The sequence below is a fragment of the Jiangella alkaliphila genome, assembly GCF_900105925.1.
In the GTDB taxonomy this organism is placed as follows: domain Bacteria; phylum Actinomycetota; class Actinomycetes; order Jiangellales; family Jiangellaceae; genus Jiangella; species Jiangella alkaliphila.
The window spans coordinates 1292135-1308711 of sequence record NZ_LT629791.1; the positions used below are offsets into that span (position 1 = coordinate 1292135).

General features: G+C 73.3%; 18 protein-coding genes. 7 read left to right on the plus strand and 11 right to left on the minus strand.

Annotation, left to right across the window (positions count from 1 at the left end; all coding sequences use genetic code 11):
- Positions 1 to 22: 22 nt before the first annotated feature.
- From BLV05_RS06065 to BLV05_RS06080, 4 genes are read left to right on the plus strand one after another with little or no spacing between them, the layout of a single operon-like run.
- Entirely contained in the window at positions 23 to 817 is a 795-nt protein-coding gene (locus BLV05_RS06065) for an SDR family NAD(P)-dependent oxidoreductase (protein WP_082154935.1), read from the plus strand.
- Positions 814 to 1536 (plus strand): FadR/GntR family transcriptional regulator, encoded by a 723-nt coding sequence (locus BLV05_RS06070; RefSeq protein WP_197683550.1) that lies wholly within the window; start codon positions 814 to 816, stop codon positions 1534 to 1536. Before BLV05_RS06065 ends, BLV05_RS06070 begins: the two co-directional genes overlap by 4 nt.
- Positions 1533 to 2678 (plus strand): galactonate dehydratase, encoded by a 1146-nt coding sequence (gene dgoD / locus BLV05_RS06075; RefSeq protein WP_046766942.1) that lies wholly within the window; start codon positions 1533 to 1535, stop codon positions 2676 to 2678. The genes BLV05_RS06070 and dgoD overlap by 4 nt, the downstream gene beginning before the upstream one ends.
- Positions 2679 to 2697: 19 nt before the next feature.
- The gene (locus tag BLV05_RS06080; protein WP_052762127.1) at positions 2698 to 3471 is read left to right on the plus strand and encodes a maleylpyruvate isomerase N-terminal domain-containing protein; all 774 of its coding nucleotides are present in this window, start codon (positions 2698 to 2700) and stop codon (positions 3469 to 3471) included.
- 3 nt (positions 3472 to 3474) lie between these two features.
- Here the strand turns inward: BLV05_RS06080 and BLV05_RS38120 are convergent, their stop codons facing one another.
- Positions 3475 to 3609, minus strand: coding sequence for a hypothetical protein (locus BLV05_RS38120; protein ID WP_267884843.1), 135 nt, complete (start codon positions 3607 to 3609; stop codon positions 3475 to 3477).
- Positions 3610 to 3802: 193 nt separating this feature from the next.
- On the opposite strand from BLV05_RS38120, the gene BLV05_RS06085 reads away from it, so the two are divergent.
- Positions 3803 to 4987: a winged helix DNA-binding domain-containing protein gene (locus tag BLV05_RS06085; RefSeq protein ID WP_046766941.1), complete on the plus strand. Its 1185-nt coding sequence runs from the start codon at positions 3803 to 3805 to the stop codon at positions 4985 to 4987.
- A 31-nt stretch (positions 4988 to 5018) separates the two neighbouring features.
- Here BLV05_RS06085 and BLV05_RS06090 read toward each other — a convergent pair whose 3' ends face one another.
- A complete protein-coding gene (locus BLV05_RS06090; RefSeq protein WP_046766940.1) occupies positions 5019 to 5522 on the minus strand; it encodes a YybH family protein in 504 nt (167 codons plus the stop codon).
- A 106-nt stretch (positions 5523 to 5628) separates the two neighbouring features.
- On the opposite strand from BLV05_RS06090, the gene BLV05_RS06095 reads away from it, so the two are divergent.
- Together BLV05_RS06095 and BLV05_RS06100 are read left to right on the plus strand one after the other, a co-directional pair.
- Positions 5629 to 6615: an ArsR/SmtB family transcription factor gene (locus tag BLV05_RS06095; RefSeq protein ID WP_046766939.1), complete on the plus strand. Its 987-nt coding sequence runs from the start codon at positions 5629 to 5631 to the stop codon at positions 6613 to 6615.
- Between the two features lie 41 nt (positions 6616 to 6656).
- Positions 6657 to 6938 carry a DUF2277 domain-containing protein gene (locus tag BLV05_RS06100; protein WP_046766938.1) on the plus strand — a complete coding sequence of 94 codons (282 nt, stop codon included), beginning with the start codon at positions 6657 to 6659 and terminating at the stop codon, positions 6936 to 6938.
- Between the two features lie 10 nt (positions 6939 to 6948).
- Here BLV05_RS06100 and BLV05_RS06105 read toward each other — a convergent pair whose 3' ends face one another.
- The 9 genes from BLV05_RS06105 to BLV05_RS38510 form a co-directional block, all read right to left on the minus strand.
- Positions 6949 to 8469 (minus strand): SWIM zinc finger family protein, encoded by a 1521-nt coding sequence (locus BLV05_RS06105; RefSeq protein WP_046766937.1) that lies wholly within the window; start codon positions 8467 to 8469, stop codon positions 6949 to 6951.
- A gap of 7 nt (positions 8470 to 8476) precedes the next feature.
- A complete protein-coding gene (locus BLV05_RS06110; RefSeq protein WP_046766936.1) occupies positions 8477 to 8899 on the minus strand; it encodes an OsmC family protein in 423 nt (140 codons plus the stop codon).
- A gap of 30 nt (positions 8900 to 8929) precedes the next feature.
- Positions 8930 to 9928, minus strand: a complete 999-nt coding sequence (locus tag BLV05_RS06115) for a helix-turn-helix transcriptional regulator (protein ID WP_046766935.1) — start codon at positions 9926 to 9928, stop codon at positions 8930 to 8932.
- Positions 9929 to 9930: 2 nt separating this feature from the next.
- Positions 9931 to 10794: a WYL domain-containing protein gene (locus BLV05_RS06120; RefSeq protein WP_160312710.1), complete on the minus strand. Its 864-nt coding sequence runs from the start codon at positions 10792 to 10794 to the stop codon at positions 9931 to 9933.
- Positions 10795 to 11043: 249 nt separating this feature from the next.
- Complete coding sequence (locus BLV05_RS06125; protein ID WP_046766933.1) at positions 11044 to 12861, minus strand: helicase domain-containing protein; 1818 nt, start codon at positions 12859 to 12861, stop codon at positions 11044 to 11046.
- A 156-nt stretch (positions 12862 to 13017) separates the two neighbouring features.
- Complete coding sequence (locus BLV05_RS06130; protein ID WP_052762126.1) at positions 13018 to 13785, minus strand: 8-oxoguanine DNA glycosylase OGG fold protein; 768 nt, start codon at positions 13783 to 13785, stop codon at positions 13018 to 13020.
- A gap of 72 nt (positions 13786 to 13857) precedes the next feature.
- Positions 13858 to 14610, minus strand: a complete 753-nt coding sequence (locus BLV05_RS06135; protein ID WP_046766932.1) for an 8-oxoguanine DNA glycosylase OGG fold protein — start codon at positions 14608 to 14610, stop codon at positions 13858 to 13860.
- Positions 14611 to 14647: 37 nt separating this feature from the next.
- On the minus strand, positions 14648 to 15634 hold the full coding sequence (locus BLV05_RS06140) for a WYL domain-containing protein (protein ID WP_046766931.1): 987 nt from the start codon (positions 15632 to 15634) through the stop codon (positions 14648 to 14650).
- Entirely contained in the window at positions 15631 to 16434 is an 804-nt protein-coding gene (locus tag BLV05_RS38510) for a WYL domain-containing protein (RefSeq protein WP_082154932.1), read from the minus strand. Before BLV05_RS38510 ends, BLV05_RS06140 begins: the two co-directional genes overlap by 4 nt.
- Positions 16435 to 16577 lie beyond the last annotated feature (143 nt).

The following is a 16577-nucleotide window of genomic DNA, read 5'->3' on the forward strand; positions in this document are numbered from 1 at the left end:
ACTGAATGCTAGGTTGCCTCTCGTGAGTGAGAGCGACACCGTCCTCGCACCCCGCTTCCGCGGCAAGGTCGCGCTGGTCACCGGCGCCGGCTCGGGCATCGGCGCGGCTACCGCGTCGCGGCTGGCCGCCGAGGGCGCCCACGTCCTGCTGGCCGACGTGGACGAGGCGTCCCTGGGCCTGGCTGTCGAGGCGGCCGGCAGCGCAGCCCGAGCGACGGGGTTCGGCGGCGGCGCCGAGGGCCTGCCGCTGGACGTCGCCGACGAGGCGGGCTGGGCGCGGGTGGCCCGGCACCTCGAGGACGGGCCCGGCCGGCTGGACCTGCTGCACTCGAACGCCGCCATCGCGGTGATCCAGCCGGCCGACCGTCTGACCGTCGCCGACTGGCACCGGCAGCTCGACGTCAATCTGACCGCGACGTTCCTCGCCGTGCGCGCGCTGGCCGGGCTGCTGACCCGCACCGGCGGGTCGATCGTCATCACCTCGTCGGTGCACGCGATGCGCGGGCTGCCCGGCCGCCCGGCGTACGCGGCGACGAAGGGCGCGCTGCTGTCGCTCGGCCGTCAGCTGGCCGCCGACTACGGGCCCGACGTGCGAGTCAACACCGTCGTCCCGGGCCCGATCATGTCGCCGGCCTGGGCCGACGTCAGCGAGCCGGACCGCGAGCGGAGCATCCGCGCCACCACGCTGGCCCGGTTCGGCCGGCCCAGCGAGGTCGCGGCGGCGGTGGCGTTCTTCGGCTCTGACGACGCGTCCTACGTCACCGGCGCGAGCCTGGTCGTCGACGGCGGCTGGAGCGTCACGGCGGACTCCGCGTGAGCGTGTTCAAGGGCATCCACGGCGCGGTGGTCGCGCACCTCGGCGAGCTGATCGTCCGCGGCGACGTCGCACCCGGCGCGGCGCTCGATCCACTGCGGCTGGAGAAAGACCTGGGCGTCAGCCGCACCGTCGTCCGCGAGGCGCTGCGCGTCCTGGCCGCCAAGGGGATGGTCGACGCCCGGCCGAAGCGCGGCACGATCGTCCGGCCGCGCGAGGAGTGGGCGCTGCTCGACGCCGACGTGCTGGGCTGGCAGGCGCAGAACCGCGCCGACGACGCGTTCCTGGCCGACCTCGCCGAGGTGCGCGACATCGTCGAGCCGGCCGGCGCACGGCTGGCGGCGACCCGGCGGACCGACGCCGACCTCGCCGCGCTGCGCGCCGCCCTCGACGGCATGGCCGACCCGGACGCCTCGGTCGACGGCGTCGTCGAGGCCGACCTGACGTTCCACCACGCGCTGCTGGCCGCCGCCCACAACGCCCTGCTGCGGCAGCTGGAGCAGGTCATCGCGACCGGCCTGCGCGCTCGCGACCTGCTGGTGCACAGCGGCGGGCCGCGCGGCGACAGCGCCCCCGCGCACCGCGGCGTCCCCTCGCACCGAGCCGTACTCGACGCCGTCACCCGTGGCGACGCCGACGGCGCCGAGCGCGCCGTCCGCGACCTGCTCGCCGAGGCCGACCGCGACGTCCGGGCGATCACGTCCGGGAAGGAGCCCGAGTGAAGATCACCGCGATCGAGACGTTCCAGGTCCCGCCGCGCTGGCTGTTCTGCCGCGTCGCCACCGACGAGGGGGTGGTCGGCTGGGGCGAGCCTGTCGTCGAGGGCCGCGCCGACACCGTCCGCACCGCCGTCCACGAGCTGGCCGACTACCTCGTCGGCCAGGACCCGCTGCGGATCGAGGACCACTGGCAGGTCATGACGAAGTCGACGTTCTACCGCGGCGGGCCGGTGCTCTCCAGCGCCGTCGCGGGGCTGGACCAGGCGCTGTGGGACATCGCCGGCCAGGTGTACGACGCGCCGGTGCACGCGCTGCTCGGCGGGCCTGTTCGCGACCGCGTCCGCATGTACACGTGGGTCGGCGGCGACGAGCCGGGCGAGGTCGCCGACGGCATCGCCGCGAAGGTCGCCGAGGGATTCACCGCGGTGAAGATGAACGGCACCGCCAAGCTCGGCCCCATCGGCACCGCCGCCGAGACCGACGACGTGCTGCGGCGGTTGGCGGCAGCCCGCGAGGTGCTCGGCCCGGACCGCGACGTCGCCGTCGACTTCCACGGCCGCGTCTCGCCGGCCAACGCGCGCCGGCTGCTGCCGCTGATGGCGCCGCTGCACCCGCTGTTCGTCGAGGAGCCGGTGCTTCCGGAGCTGGGCGCTCAGCTGGCGGGCGTCGTCGCGTGCAGCTCGGTGCCGATCGCGACCGGCGAGCGGCTGTTCGGCCGGCGCGACTTCGTCGAGCCGCTGGCCGCCGGCGTCAGCATCGTGCAGCCGGACATCTCGCACGCCGGCGGCATCTCCGAGGTCCGCCGCATCGCCGCCCAGGCGGAGGTCACCGGCGCGAGCTTGGCGCCGCACTGCCCGCTCGGCCCGATCGCGCTGGCCGCGAGCCTGCAGGTGGCGTTCGCGACGCCGAACTTCCTCATTCAGGAGCAGAGCCTCGGCATCCACTACAACCTGGGCAACGATCTGCTCGACTATCTCGTCGACCCGGCCGTCTTCCGCTTCGTCGACGGCCACGTCGAGCGGTCCGCGGCGCCCGGGCTGGGCATCGCGATCGACGAGGCCGCCGTCCGCCGCGCCGACGAGGCCGGGCACCGCTGGCGCGCCCCGCTCTGGCGGCACCCGGACGGGAGCTTCGCGGAGTGGTGAGCCCGTCTACGATGCGGGCGTGGCGACCCGGCTGGGGCTGGACGAGCACCTGACGTTGCTGCGGCGCAGCGGCGCGGCGCTGCACGACGCCGCAGCGCGGGCCGGACTGGCCGCGCCCGTGCCCACCTGCCCGAACTGGGACGTCCGCGCGCTGGTCACGCACCAGGGCATGGTGCACCGCTGGGCCGCCGCGCACCTGCGCGGCGAGAAGGACCACGACACCGCTGCCTCGGTCGCCGAGGCTGACGCCGTGCCCGACCTACTGTCCTGGTTCGCCGACGGGCTCGACGCGCTGCTCGCGACCATCGTGGCCACGCCCGACGATGCCGAAGCGATGGTGTTCCTGAAGGACGCGCCGCCGCCCCGGCGATTCTGGGCCCGGCGGCAGGCGCACGAGACGACGATCCACGGCGCCGACGCGCTGGCCGCCGTCCTGGGCCGGGCACCATCGGCGGCCGAGGTCACCGTCGCGCCCGAGCCGGCCGCCGACGGCGTCGACGAGCTGCTCACCGGGTTCATCACCCGCGGCCGCGGCAAGCTGCGCACCGAGCGGCCGTACACGATCGCCGTCCGGGCCACCGACACCGGCGACGCGTGGCTGCTGCGGGTCGAGTCCGAGTCGCTGACGACGACGGCGGGCGCGGAGCCGGAGGCCGCACCGGACGCCGAGCTGTCCGGCACCGCCGCGCAGCTCTATCTCGGCCTGTGGAATCGCGGCGACGAGCTGACGGCGACCGGCCGGCCGAACGTGCTGCGCGACTGGCGGTCGCAGGTGCGGGTGCGCTGGAGCTGACGCCTACTCGACGCCGGCGGACAGCCCGCCGAACTCCTGCGGCAGGTCGTCGCCGGACGATCCGCCCAGGCTCAGGATCGCGATGACGGCGCCGACGGCGATGGCGATGCCGATGAGGACGACGACCGCCAGCTCCACGCGGTAACGCCGCTCTTCCGTTGCCTTGTGTTGACTCACGGAGCCCCCCGAGAAGTCCACGGACTGAGAAGATTTGTTCCGAAAACATACCTTAGAGGTGCTGTCAACCAATTCGCGTAGATCGTTCCCTTTCCGTGGTCCAGTGAATCCAGGAGTTTCCGAGATTGTCGGACCGCCGTGCCAGGATCGGCAGATGCTCACGATCAGCGCCGAACAGCGCCGCCACCGGCTGCTGCGCCGTCACCACCTCGCCCGCGAGACGCCGGCCGGGTCGGTCGCCGCGGCGACCGGCGGCATGGTCGTGCTGCACGCCACCGATCCCGCCACGGTGTACGTGTCGGCGCTGGTCAGGGCGCCCGAGGCGACCCTCGACGACGTGTCGGCCGCGCTCTACGACGACCGCTCGGTGGTCAAGCTCATCGCGATGCGGCGCACCATGTTCGTCACGCCCACCGAGCTCATGCCGGTCATTCACAGCGCCGCCGGCCTCGCCATCGCCGACCGCCTGCGCCGTCAGCTGGTCCAGCACCTCTCGACGCTGCCCACCGACCCGCCGGTCGAGGGCGACGTCGCCGCCTGGCTGGCCGATGTCGAGACCGGCACCGAGAAGGCGGTCGACGAACGCGGCGAGGCGCTGGCCACCGAGCTGGCCAAGGCCGAGCCGCGGCTGCGCACCGCCGTCCTGCCGACCACCGACAAGAAGTGGGACGTCAAGCAGAACATCACCAGCCGCGTGCTCACGCTCATGGGCGCCGACGGCCGCATCGTGCGCGGGCGGCCGGCCGGAACCTGGCTGTCGCGGCAGCACCGGTGGGCGTCGGTGCGCGGGCTGTGGCCCGACGGCCTGCCCGACGTGCCCGTCGCCGAGGCGCGGGCCGAGCTGGCCCGGCGCTGGCTGCGGGTGTTCGGTCCGGCCACGGTGGCCGACGTGCAGTGGTGGACGGGGTGGACGCTCGGCGTCACGCGTCAGGTGCTGGCCGGGCTCGACACCGCCGACGTCGACCTCGACGGCGAACCCGGCATCGTCCTGGCCGACGACACCGAGCCCGAGGCCGACGCCACGCCGGTGGCCACGCTGCTGCCCGCCCTCGACCCGACGCCGATGGGCTGGCAACGGCGCGACTGGTTCCTCGGTCCGCACCGCGAAGCGCTGTTCGACCGCAACGGCAACATCGGGCCGACGGTGTGGTGGGGCGGGCGGGTGGTCGGCGGCTGGGGCATGGCCGGCGGCGCGATCCGGTGGCGGCTGCTCGAGGACGCCGGCGCCGAGGCCGCCGACGCCGTCGAACGGGCGGTCGCGGAGCTCGAGCCACGCCTCGGCGGCGCCACGATCATCCCGGCCTTCCGGACGCCGCTGGAACGCGAGCTGGCCGGCTGACCGCGCGGCGGTCTCGTACCGCCGTCGGCCGTCAGGGCGTCCCGATGGCCGGTCCGGTGCTGTCCTGGTTGTGCAGCGCCAGCCAGCGGCCCCGTTCGAAGACGAACGTCACGCCGATGACCAGCGGCTCAGGGTCGGCGTCCGGCGCCGGTGTGTAGACGGAGTCGAAGAGCACGAAGCCGGTGCTGCAGCCACGCACCTCGCGGGTGAGTTCGTCGAACGTCTGCGTCCAGTCCGGCGCGGCGAAGAACCGGTCGATGAAGTCCATCGTCTGGTCCTTGCCGTACAGGACGTCGCCGGTGGCGAAGATCGCGGTGACGTCCTCGTGCAGGACGGCGGCGAACCCGTCGGAGTCGCGGTCGTACGTCGTCTGCACGTAGGCGTCGACGGCGCGGTCGAACGTCCTCGCGCACAGCCGGTGCGGCTGACCGGCGGTTGACGCCTCGGCGCTGAGGTCGGCGTGCGAGGTCGCGGGGAGCGCGGCGGCGGCGAGGACGCCGATGGCCGGCAGGGCGGCCCGGGCGCGGATCTTCATGGGTGCTCCTCTCAGGGACGGTGCGCCGATTCAAGAGCAGGACCTGGCCGGTCCCGAAGAGATTCGACCCGGGTCGAATCTGGACCGACCGGGCTATCGTGCATCCGTGATCCTGGTCGACGTCGACAGCGCCAGCCTGGCGAGGGTGCGGCTGACGCCATCGCCCGCCTACGAGCTGGTCGGCTGGCTGATGCTCGCCGCCCAGGGGCGCCGGCATCCGGTGTTCGGCGATCCGGGTCCGGCGGCGCGGACGGCCCTGCGCGACCCGCGCACCGCGCTGCTCGCGGCCGTCCTGCCACTGGCCGGCCGCGGCTACATCCCCGATCTGCTGACGCCGCAGCCACCGGCTGGACGCCGGGCGCGCCTGCTCGAGGCCCAGCTCGACGCCGTTGCCGCCACGCCGTCTGACGTCGTCAGACGGCAGCTCGCATGGTGCGCGGCCGAGCGCGCGTTGCCGGGCGAGGTGCGTGCGGCCGCGCGTGCCGGCACGTTCGCCGCCCGCGTCGCCGAGGGGATGCGGGCCTTCTGGCAGGCGACGCTCGCCGACGGCTGGGCGGCGCTGCAGGGGACGCTCGACGCCGACATCCGCGCCCGCTCGCACCGGCTGGCCGAGTTCGGCGTCGGCGACGTGCTCGCGACGCTGCACCCCGACCTGCGCTGGGCCGGCGGCCGGCTCGAGGTCCGCAAGCCATACCAGGAACGCCTCGCGCTGCGCGACGAGGAACTCGTGCTGGCGCCGTCGGCGCTGCGCTGGCCGGCGCTGAGCGTGCAGATCTGCGCACCCGGCAACGCGGTGCTCTGCTATCCCGCCGACGGCCTGGGCTCGGAGCGGGCGCGGGCCGGCGGGTCCGCTGGGCATCGTCGCCGCCGGGCGGTGTCCGCGCTGCTGGGGATCACCCGCGGCGCGCTGCTCTGCGATCTCGGCGAGGCACGGTCCACCGGCGATCTCAGCGCGCGGCACGGCCTGGCCCCGGCCACCGTCTCGCACCACCTGGGCATCCTGCTGCGGGCCGGGCTCGTCCACCGGACCCGCGACGGGCGGGTGGTCCGCTACCAGCGCAGCGCCAGCGGCGACGTCGTGGTCGGCGATTGACGGCGTGCGCACTGTGGGCGGCTGCGCCTAGGCTCGGTGACATGTGCCGCAACATCAGACCACTCAACAACCTGGCCCCGCCTGCGACGAACGACGAGGTCTACGACGCCGCGCTGCAGTTCGTGCGCAAGCTCGCGGGCACGCGCAACCCGTCGCAGGCCAACCGCGAGGCGTTCGACCATGCCGTCGAGGAGATCGCCCACACCACGCGGCACCTCCTCGACGCGCTGGTCACCAACGCCCCGGCGCGCGACCGCGAGACCGAGGCCGCCAAGGCCCGGGCGCGCTACGAGGCGCGGGTCGCGGCTGGCGCGCCGCGCTGACGGCAACCCGTCACAGTCCGCCGCGGCGCAGTTCCTCCTCGAGCGCCCGGCGCCGGCGATAGCGGTCGCGGAGATCGGCGAGATATGTGTCGAACTCCGCCGACCGGTCCGCCTTGGCCGCCGCCTCGCGCATGCTCCGGAGCAGCCGGGTGGCCACCTGGTAGCTCCGGCGATCCGCGGTGACCACCGAGGCCTCCACGAGGCGACGGTAGTGCGGCAACGTCGACGCCGGGTCGATTCGCACCCGCGCGCGGAACAGCCGCCGCCACAGGTCGAGACCGATCCGCTCCGGCACCGATTCCGCCGCCGCCCACGCCGCGGCCGCGTCGCCCTGGCCCAGCAGCGTCGACACCCAGCCCGGCGGATCGGCGGCGGCCAGCACCGGGTCCGCGCGTACGCGCTCGACGTCCCAGCTGCCCGCGGCGGTGGCCGCGTGCTCGAGCGCGGCGTAGCTGGTCGTCGACGGGCGGTGGTGGAAGTCGTCGCGACGCAGGACGGCGACCTCGTCGTCGGCGCCGCGCCGTCGTGCGTCCGCCACCAGTCGCTCGACCAACGACCCGATGAACGGCGACCGTGGATGAGCCGCCACGGCGTCCCGGGCGTGCTCCAGCGCCAGCTCACCGTGCCCAGCGGTCTCCAGGGCGTCGACCAGGTCCTCGACGTGGATGGGATGCGTCAGCTCGCCGCCGAAATGGGCCCTGATCTGTTCCGAATCCCGGCTCAGGATCGCCAACCGGCCGCGTGCATAGCGGCCGGCCGACGCGTGCGTCCCGTCGTCCACCCGCTCGAGCATGCGGCGGTAGACGTTGACTCCGTCCGGCCCGAGGCCGGCCGCGTACCGGTCGATGTCGACGGTGAAGAAGTCCTGAGTGCCGGTGAACATGAAGCGGAACAGCCACCGTGCCGTCGTCGCCGCGGCCTTGCGGTCCAGGGACGTGGCCGCGGCCGTGCGCAGGTGCGCGTCGAGCAGCCGGCCGATCTGCATCCCCTGGCCACCGGACGAGTCGTCGCTGCGCAGGATCGTGCGGGCGGCCCGGTCGATCGCGTCCTGCACGATGGGCAGCAACTCGGCGGACGGTGCGCGACGGCTCCACTCCTCGACCAGCCCGACTGTCGCCTCCGCGGCGTCCGCATAGGCGTTGGCCTGGTCGTAGTCGTAGAAGCGGCGCCGCGGGGTGAACGCGCGCGCCACCTCGTCGGCGAGCACCGTGAGGTCGTCGGCGCGGCCGGGCCGAGGCTCGAACTCGGAAAGGTCGGCCGGACCGGGCTCGGTACCGCCGCCCGCGGCCGCGATGGCGACGGCCACGCAGTGCTTGCAGAACGCGCCGGAGGCGCCGACCGGGCAGTCGCAGAACCAGCTCATCGAGCCGGCGACGAGCTCGACCCGGTAGTCCTCCGTGCCACGCACCAGTGCGGTGAGCCGGTCACCGTCCTCCACCAGGCCGGCCACGCGGCCACCGTCGGCGTAGGCCCGGCCACGCTCGATCGTGCGCGCGTCGGTCAGCTCGCCGAGCCGGTCGGCCCACGACATGGCCGGGTCAGTCCAGCCGCATCGCGATCGGGGTGCCGATCTCGACGGTCCGGCTCACGGTGCACAGGCGGTCGTGTGACTTCGCGACCGCGTCGGGCAGCACCTCGCGTGCGGCGTCGCCCTCTTCGCCGTCGGGGAACCGGATGCGGATGGACACCTCGATGTCCTCGAGCCGGTTGCCCTGCTCGTCGCGGATCTTGTTCGCGGTGGTCACCATCTCGAACTTCTCGGGCTCCGCACGACGCGACGTGATGAGGTCGATGTCGATGGCCGAGCAGCCGGCGATCGCGGTCAGCAGCAGCTCGACCGGGGTGAAGTCGCCGTCGTCGCCCTGCCCGAACGGCAGCTCGCCGCCGCGGGCGTTGGTGGCGACGTAGCGGCGCTCGCCGACTCGCTGCAGGGACACCGTGCGTTGTGCGTTCTCAGCCATGCCACAAGCCTGACATGCGGCGGCCGGCGGTCAGCGGGCGGTGGTGCCGTGGTGGTCCAGGAGCTCGCGGGCCAGCCGCCGCCCGGCCTCGGCCAGCTCGGGCGGGTCGGTGACGAACGCCAGCGGCCCGGCGCTCAGCAGCAGGATGCCGAGGCGCCGCTCGACCGGCCGCAACAGCCGGACCCGCAGCTTCACCGACTCTTCGTCCTCGGCGAGCAGCTCGGAGCTCTCGGCGAACCGGTCCACCGCCCAGCGCGCGTCCTGCGGCACGACCAGCTCGACCTCTTGCTCGTGCCGGTGCCCGGACAACCGGTCCTCGACCTCCTGCGGCCGCTCGAACATCTCGTCCAGCACCGTCGCCTCGCGGATGCCGGTGAGCAGGAAGCTGCCGACCACGCGCCCGTCCGCCGACATGCCGGCGTCGACCTCCCAGCCGCGCCGGGTGCGCAGCAGGCGGTACGGCGCGATGCGGTGCTCCGTGCTGTCGTCGCGCCACACCGGCGTGTACTCGATTCGCACCCAGCGCCGCCGCCGGATCGCGTCGACGAGGATGCCGGCCAGCTCGACCTTCCACCGGTCGTCGACCGGGCGGACGCCGCGCAGCATGGTGTCGCCGAGCGTGCGGAGCGCGCCGTCGAGCACGTTGTTGTCCGGCTCCAGCGACAGCAGCGTCTGGCCGGCGCGGTAGACGTGCGCCAGCTCGGCCGGCGACGTGTGCATGACGCCGATCTCCGCGGCGGGCCGGTCGGTCGACGCCCGGACGACCTCGGCGACCGCGGGGTCGACGTCGTCGGCCCCGCCGTCGGCGCCGACGAACTCGATGCGCACCTGGCGCAGCGGGCCGGGATCGAACGCCGCGCTGTCGGCGCAGTAGAACGCGACGATCTCGGCCCGCAACGTCTGCTCGTCGACGTCCAGTTCGGCCGCGAGCCGGCGGATCGGCACGCCATCGGGATGCATGGTCAGGATGCGAAGCGCGTGTGTCACCCGCTCGAATCGGCGGACGAACACCGGCGGAGGAACGCTCATGGTCAGTCCAGTAGTGAGTCCAGCTCCAGCAGGAGCTCGCTGCGGATACTCTCGGGCGTCAGCACGCGCACGCGCGGCCCGAGCTCGAAGACGCGGTTGCGGAACGCCGTCCGGTGCGTCACTCGGATGGTCAGCCTGACGACGTCGTCGTCGATCTCGTGGTACGACGGCGTGCCGAGCAGCGTCTCGACCTGGTGGCGGTGCGCCGGGGTCGTCTCGACCGTCACGTCGACGGGCTCGTCGACCGCCCACAGGAGCGGATCGAGCTCGTCGCGGAACGGCTCGAACCGCGGGTCGGCGGTGCGTGGCAGGTCGACCCGCACGTCTGACATGCGGTCGGTGACGAACCGTTTGTCCTGCTCGCTGCCGTCCTCGTGGCCGACCAGATGCCAACCCGACGTGCCCGGATAGACGAAGTGCGGGTGCACGACCCGCGCGCGCCGCTTGTACACGAACCGCAGCCGGCAGCGCCGCTCCAGCGCGTACAGCACCTTGTCGAGAGCGTCGTCGTTGCGCTCGGCCTGCGGTGCGGTACGCAGCTCCGGAATCGGCGCGTCGGTGCCCTCGATGCCGGCGCGCGCAGCGAATGCGGCGTCGCCGGCGATGAGCGCGGCCCGGGCCAGTTCGGTCTGTTGTTCCGGCGTCAGGGTCAGCCGCAGCCGATTGTCACCTGCGAACGCCCGATAGACCGCTGTCTGACCGGGCGGCGCGGTGTTCCGGATGTCCCACCCGGCGCCGTTGAGATCCTCGATCAGCCGTTTCAACTGCCGTACATGATGTTCTTCTCCCCCACCGAAGGCCGCGATCCGAAGTAATCGCGGCGTCGGGATCCCCTTCGGCTCGGCCGCGACCAGCGCGACCAGCACCCGCGTCACCCTTTCCAAAGGACCGAGTTGATCCCGTCCACCCGCCATGGCGCCCCTCCACAGCAACATCGGACGATCATGCTATGCCCGTGTCGTGAGAAAGGCCAGACTAGTTCGCCATTTCTCATTTTGGGGGAAATTCCAGGCGGGTAGATTGCGGCAAATACCCCTAGAACGCTTGGAATACGTTAGGCACTGGGTGTAGATAGTTTCACTAGGTGAACCAATTGCCGGATCGTGCCCGGGCGCTCAGTCGTCGCGTTCGAGCGAGTCGCGGACGAGGCGGCGGATCAGGACCTCGACCAGCATGCGATCGTCGTCGCGAAGGAGCTTGAAGAGGTCGAAGAGGTCCTCGGTGCGGGCCGGGCGCGGACGGTGCTCGACCTCGGGTTCGCGCGGCGGCGGCGCGGGCCGCTCCAGGTGCTCCATGCCGGCCGGCAGCGGCGCCGCGTGGAAGATCGCCAGCGACTGCGTGCACCGCGTCATCGCGACGTAGAGCAGTCGCCGGCCGAGCTCGGTCCCGTCGCCGATCTCGGCCGGCTCGATCAGCGCGATCGCGTCGAACTCGAGGCCGTTGGCGAGGTCGGCCGGCAGCAGCGTGACGGGCTGGGCGAGGTCGCCGTCGCGGCCGTCGCCGACCTTGACGCCGGCCGCCTGGCAGTACCGCAGCGTCTCGTCGTAGCGGGCCGCCGCGACCACCACGCCGACCTTGAACCCCGTCCCGGCCGCGGCCTCACCGGCGGACAGCGCGACCGCCGCCTCGTCGCCCGGGTCGACCCGGCGGACCAGCGGTATGCCGAGCCCGTCGCGCAGGGACCGCGCCAGGTCGAGCGTGCCGCCGTCGGGCAGCTGCCGTCGCGACAGCTCGACGACCGGGCGCGGGACGCGGTAGCCGAGGCTCAGCGTGGCCTCGCGCGCCTCGGACCCGAAGTAGGCGGTCAGCTCGCTCCAGTCGTCGTGCTTGCCGGGGCCGGTCGAGCAGTCGAGGTCGCCGGCCAGCGTGACGTCGCGGCAGCGCCGGGCGATGGCGCGGGCCTGCATCGGCGAGAGGTTCTGCGCCTCGTCGACGACGGCGTGCCCGTAGTGCGGCGTAGCGCGGCCCAGCAGGTGCGCCAGCTCGTCGAGCAGCACGAGGTCGTCGACGGTCCACGGCTCGTTGTGGGCGGACGCGGCCGGCTCGCGGTACAGCACGTCGCGCTGGCCGGCCTTGAGGAGGTCGTCGGCCAGCTCCTCGAGCAGCGCCGGGTCGGCGTAGAGGTGGCGCAGCAGCTCTTCGGGCGAGCCCGGCTCGCCGGCGGACTCGACCAGCCGGCGTAGCACCATCGCCATGACGGCCGAGCCCTTGACCCGTGCCGCCTCGGGCCGGGTGTCGTGGCCGCGCCGGCGCGCCGGGCCGTCGTAGAGCGAGGCGATGTCGGTGGTGACGGCGTCGGCGCCCAGGCGCGGCAGCACGTCGGCGACGTAGTTGCGCAGCGTCGGCGTCGGGACGACGACCAGCAGCCCGGCGGCACGGACGGCGTCGTCGTTGGCGGCCAGCCAGGCGGCGCGGTGCAGCGCGGTGACCGTCTTGCCCGTGCCGGGGCCGCCCTGGATGACGAGGACGCCTTGGGCCGGGCGGCGGATGATGTCGAACTGCTCGGGCCGCAGCGTGGCGGTGGCCTCGGCCAGCGCGCCGGTGCGGAACTGCTCGAGCGCCGCGACGACGACCTTGCCGACGACGGGGCGGTGGTCGCGCCCGGTACTGACGTCGCCGGCGGCGCCGCCGGCGATCTCGTCGTGCACGGCGATGACCTGGCGGCCGCTGACGGTGACGACGCGCTTGAGCGTGACGTCGGTGGGTTCGGTGGCGCAGGCCTGGTAGAACGCGCCGGCCTCGGGCGAGTGCCACGCGACGACGACGGCGCCGCCGGACTCGTCGCGCACGTCGATGCGACCCACGTAGCGCGACCCGCCGGTATCGTCGACCCGGCCGAAGACCAGCGGCCGGTCCGACGCGTCGTCGCCGAGGAGGGCGTACGAGCGGTCGAGCTGCTGCTGCTCGTCGTCGAGAGCAGGGTGTGTCGTCACGTCTGTCCCTTCCTCACCAGGGTGTGCCGGGTTCGACGTCGACAGCTGCGACCTACCCCGCGGAACCTCCCGCGCCGTTGCGGTATTTGACCATGATTGCGCAGATCCCCGCGCGGGTCAGGCGAACGACAGGAAAGATGCCTTCCAGTGACATTGTCAGGCTGACGGAGTCGATCCGCCGTCGTGTCGTTCGAGCACGAACACGACCCGCTCCGCGTCGGCGTCGCGCCCCTCGAGCCGCAGCTCGACGGCCCATCGGTGCACCGTGTCGACGTAGGCGCGGTAGCGGGCCGCCCGGTGGCGTGAGCTGGCCAGCCGGGCCGTGCCGCCGATCAGGAGGGTGCGGTTGAGCGTCGCGTAGACCCGGTCGTCGAGCACCAGCGGCTGCCAGCTGCGTCCGTCGACCCGTCCGGCGGCGGCCCACCAGCGGCTGGCCGGCGACTGCCCGACGCCGCGCAGCGACCACGCCCGGTGGTTCTCCTCGAGCGCGCCGTCGTGCAGGGTCTCGGCCGAGCGGAGCCGGCGGACGGAGTCGCTGAGGACCCGGTGCGCGCGGTCGGGGTCCTCGAGCGCACGCGCCGTCGCCCGCAGCGTCGGGTTGACGGCGCCCGCCGACGCCCATGCCATGGTCAGCACGAACGTCTGCAACACCTCGCGCTGGTTGCCGATGTCCATCGCCCGGCACGCCGCCAGGACACCGGCGAACGTCACCGTGCGGTCCTTCGCCTTCGACCCGTCCAGCGGCGTCGTGTAGGTGCGGTTGCGCAGCAGAGCGGTGACGTCGAGCTGCGGCTGGACGTGGTACAGCACCGCGGTCCAGTTCGGCGGCCGGTACCGGACCGGCCGCGGCTGGGCGTCGCGGTACTTGTCGATGAGTGCCGGCAATGCGGCGGGCAGTCCCGTGCCGCTGATCGTCCGCACCATGGGCCACCCCCGTGGGCCGCTGATGTCTTCGAAAGCGACATTACGCCCATGGGCGGACTATTGCTCAGTGGTTTATCGACTGAATGGCGCACCTCCATTGTGGTGGAACAGCACGAACGCGATCCGCTCGGCATCGACGTCGAGCCCGGCCAGCTGCAGTTCGACCGCCCAGCGGTGGACGGTCTCGACGTAAGCGCGATAGCGGTCGGCGCGGCGCCGCGAGCCGGCCAGCCGCGCCGTGCCGCCGATCTTCAGGGTGTCGTTGAGGGTGGCGTACCCGCGGTCGTCCAGGATCAGCGGCTGCCAGTCGCGGCCCTCGACCCGGCCGGCCAACGCCCACCACTTGCTGGCGTAGGACTGCCCGACGCCCGGCAGCGACCACCACCGGTGCACCTGTTCCAACGCGCCGTCGTGCATGGAGCCGGCGTGCCGCAGCGCCTTCGCGGCGTCGCTGAGCACGCGGAACGCCCGGGCCGGATCGAGGACGGCCGTCGCGGTGTTGGCCTGATAACGGCCGCCGGTCAGCCCCGCCGCCCACGCCATGGCCAGCACGAACGTCTGCAGGATCTCCCTGGTGTCGTCGACGTTCATGGCGGCGCAGGCCGCGCGCACGCCGCCGCGGCTGACGGTGCGATCGTGCGTCTTCGACCCCGGGACGGCACGGGTGAACCGCCGGCCCGTCAGCAGCGTCGTGACCTCGAGCGACTCGGGCACCCGAATGAGCGCGTTCTGCCAGGTGCTCGGCCTGAGGCGTGCGGGCTGTTCGCGCACGTCGGCGTAGCGGTCCAGCAGATCGCGCAGCACCGGCGGCGGCGACGAGCTCATGGAGATCACGCTACGCGGCGGCACCGACATGATCGGCTCAGCCGGTGTAGTGGTCCAGCAGGTCGCGGGCGAGCGTGGTGCCGGCGTCGCGGAGGGGTGTCGGGGTGTTGACCCAGGTGTCGGGCCCGGCGACCAGGAGCAGCAGCCCCAGCCGCTGCTCCACCGGGGGCAGCAGGTGCGCCCGCAACCGGATCATGTCCTCGTCCTCGCCGAGCACCTCGATGGACTCCGCGAAGCGTTCGATCACCCAGCGGCTGCTCTGGGGTGCGACCAGGTCGACCATGGTCGTGCGGCGGTTGGCGGCGATCCGGGCGTCGGCGTCGGCCGGTCGCTCGAACGTCGACGGCAGGACGACGGCGTCGCGGACGCCCGACAGGAGGAAGCTGCCGACCCGGCCGCCGAAGGCGTCGTCCTCGACGAACCCCGCGTCGAGCTCCCAGCCGCGACGGGTCTTGACCAGCCGATAGGGCTCGACGACGTGGGTGCGGACGCCGGGCTGCCAGGCGCGGGCGTACGTCAGCTCGACCCGGCGGGGCGACCGCAGCGCCTCGCCGATCGACGCGGCGAGGCCGGCCAGCCAGGTGGACCGCGCGGTGCCGAGACCTGCCAGCACGGTCGCTGTCAGCGCCTGCAGCGCGCTCTCGAGCGCGGCGTTCGCCGGCTCCACGGCGAGGAGGTCGTGCCCGGCCCGGTAGATGCGGGCCAGCTCGCCGACGGTGACGTAGTCGGCGCCGACCTCCTCGGTGGGCCGCGGCGACGTGGACACGAACTCGGCCTCGGCCGGCTCGACGTCGACCCCGTCCTCGTCGTGGAAGCGGATCGTCGTCTGACGGATCGCGTTCGGGCTGAACGCCGGGTCGACGTCCGCGCGGAAGTAGGCGCGCAGTTCGGCCCGCAGCGTCGCGGCGTCGGTGCTCACCCGCTCGGCGAGGACCGCGATGGACAGGCCGCCGGCGTGCAGCGCCAGCTCGTTGAGCGCCCGGGTCACCCGGTCGAAGCGGCGGACGTACTGCGGTGTGCTCATTCCGGGCCTGATTCTTTTCCCTTGTGGGACTCATCGCCACCCGGGGACCTGCGGTCGGCACTGGGTCCGCCCAGCGGGCTCACGAACCGGCGCAGGTCGGCGATGATCTCGTCGACGACCTCCGGCGGCGCGACGACGCGGGCGCGGCGGCCGAGCTCGTAGAGGCGGGCCCGGAACGCCGCCCGGTGTGTCATCGGCACGGTCAGGCGCACGACCTCCCCGTCGGCCTCGCGCGTCGACGGCTCGCCCAGCATGGCCGTCACCTGCCGCTCGTGCTCGGCCGACGTCTCGACGACGACGTCCACGCGCGGGTCGCGCTTCCACGTGATGGGGTTCAGCTCGTCGGCGGTCACCTCACGAAGCGGTCCGGCGGTGCCGGGCGGGTCGAGTGCCACGTCGGACATCCGGTGGGTGACGAACCACTTCATTTCGGGCGAGTCGATCTCCGGGCCGTCGATCTCGTGGCCGTACAGGTACCACCCGGACGCGCCCGGGCGCACGAGCTGCGGGCGCACGACCCGCGGCCGGCTCTTGTAGGTGAAGCGGATGAGGCAGCGCTGCTCGACGGCGTACGCGGCCTCCGTGAGTGGATCGGGCGCCGTCCGCAGCGGTTCGCCCGAACGGACCAGGTCCTCGTCGGCGGGCGCGGGAACGTCACCGAGCCGCTCGCGGAACCCGGGGTCGCCCGCGACCAGCGCGGCCCGCACCAGCTCGACCTGTTGCTCAGGCGTGAGCTCGACCCGCAGCCGGGTGAGTCGCTCCAGCGGCCCGAGCTGGTCACGTCCTCCAGGCATGCGCATCCTTCGCCGACGACAGGTCGCCGCACACCCTAGATGCCGCCCCGGACGCAACCGCGGGAAATCCGTTGGAGTCCGGCCGGTGGCCGCCCGTATCGTCGAGGGATGGGAGGTAGCCCCGCAATGACCAGCGCCTTCACGGTGGT

Bases quoted from the DNA above. Each gene is read 5' to 3' on its own strand.
- BLV05_RS06085 (WP_046766941.1), top strand. From the start codon at position 3,803: ATGCTCACGATCAGCGCCGAACAGCGCCGCCACCGGCTGCTGCGCCGT.
- BLV05_RS06090 (WP_046766940.1), bottom strand. From the start codon at position 5,522: ATGAAGATCCGCGCCCGGGCCGCCCTGCCGGCCATCGGCGTCCTCGCC.
- BLV05_RS06100 (WP_046766938.1), top strand. From the start codon at position 6,657: ATGTGCCGCAACATCAGACCACTCAACAACCTGGCCCCGCCTGCGACG.
- BLV05_RS06105 (WP_046766937.1), bottom strand. From the start codon at position 8,469: ATGTCGTGGGCCGACCGGCTCGGCGAGCTGACCGACGCGCGCACGATC.
- BLV05_RS06110 (WP_046766936.1), bottom strand. From the start codon at position 8,899: ATGGCTGAGAACGCACAACGCACGGTGTCCCTGCAGCGAGTCGGCGAG.
- BLV05_RS06115 (WP_046766935.1), bottom strand. From the start codon at position 9,928: ATGAGCGTTCCTCCGCCGGTGTTCGTCCGCCGATTCGAGCGGGTGACA.
- BLV05_RS06130 (WP_052762126.1), bottom strand. From the start codon at position 13,785: ATGGTGCGGACGATCAGCGGCACGGGACTGCCCGCCGCATTGCCGGCA.
- BLV05_RS06135 (WP_046766932.1), bottom strand. From the start codon at position 14,610: ATGAGCTCGTCGCCGCCGCCGGTGCTGCGCGATCTGCTGGACCGCTAC.
- BLV05_RS06140 (WP_046766931.1), bottom strand. From the start codon at position 15,634: ATGAGCACACCGCAGTACGTCCGCCGCTTCGACCGGGTGACCCGGGCG.
- BLV05_RS38510 (WP_082154932.1), bottom strand. From the start codon at position 16,434: ATGCGCATGCCTGGAGGACGTGACCAGCTCGGGCCGCTGGAGCGACTC.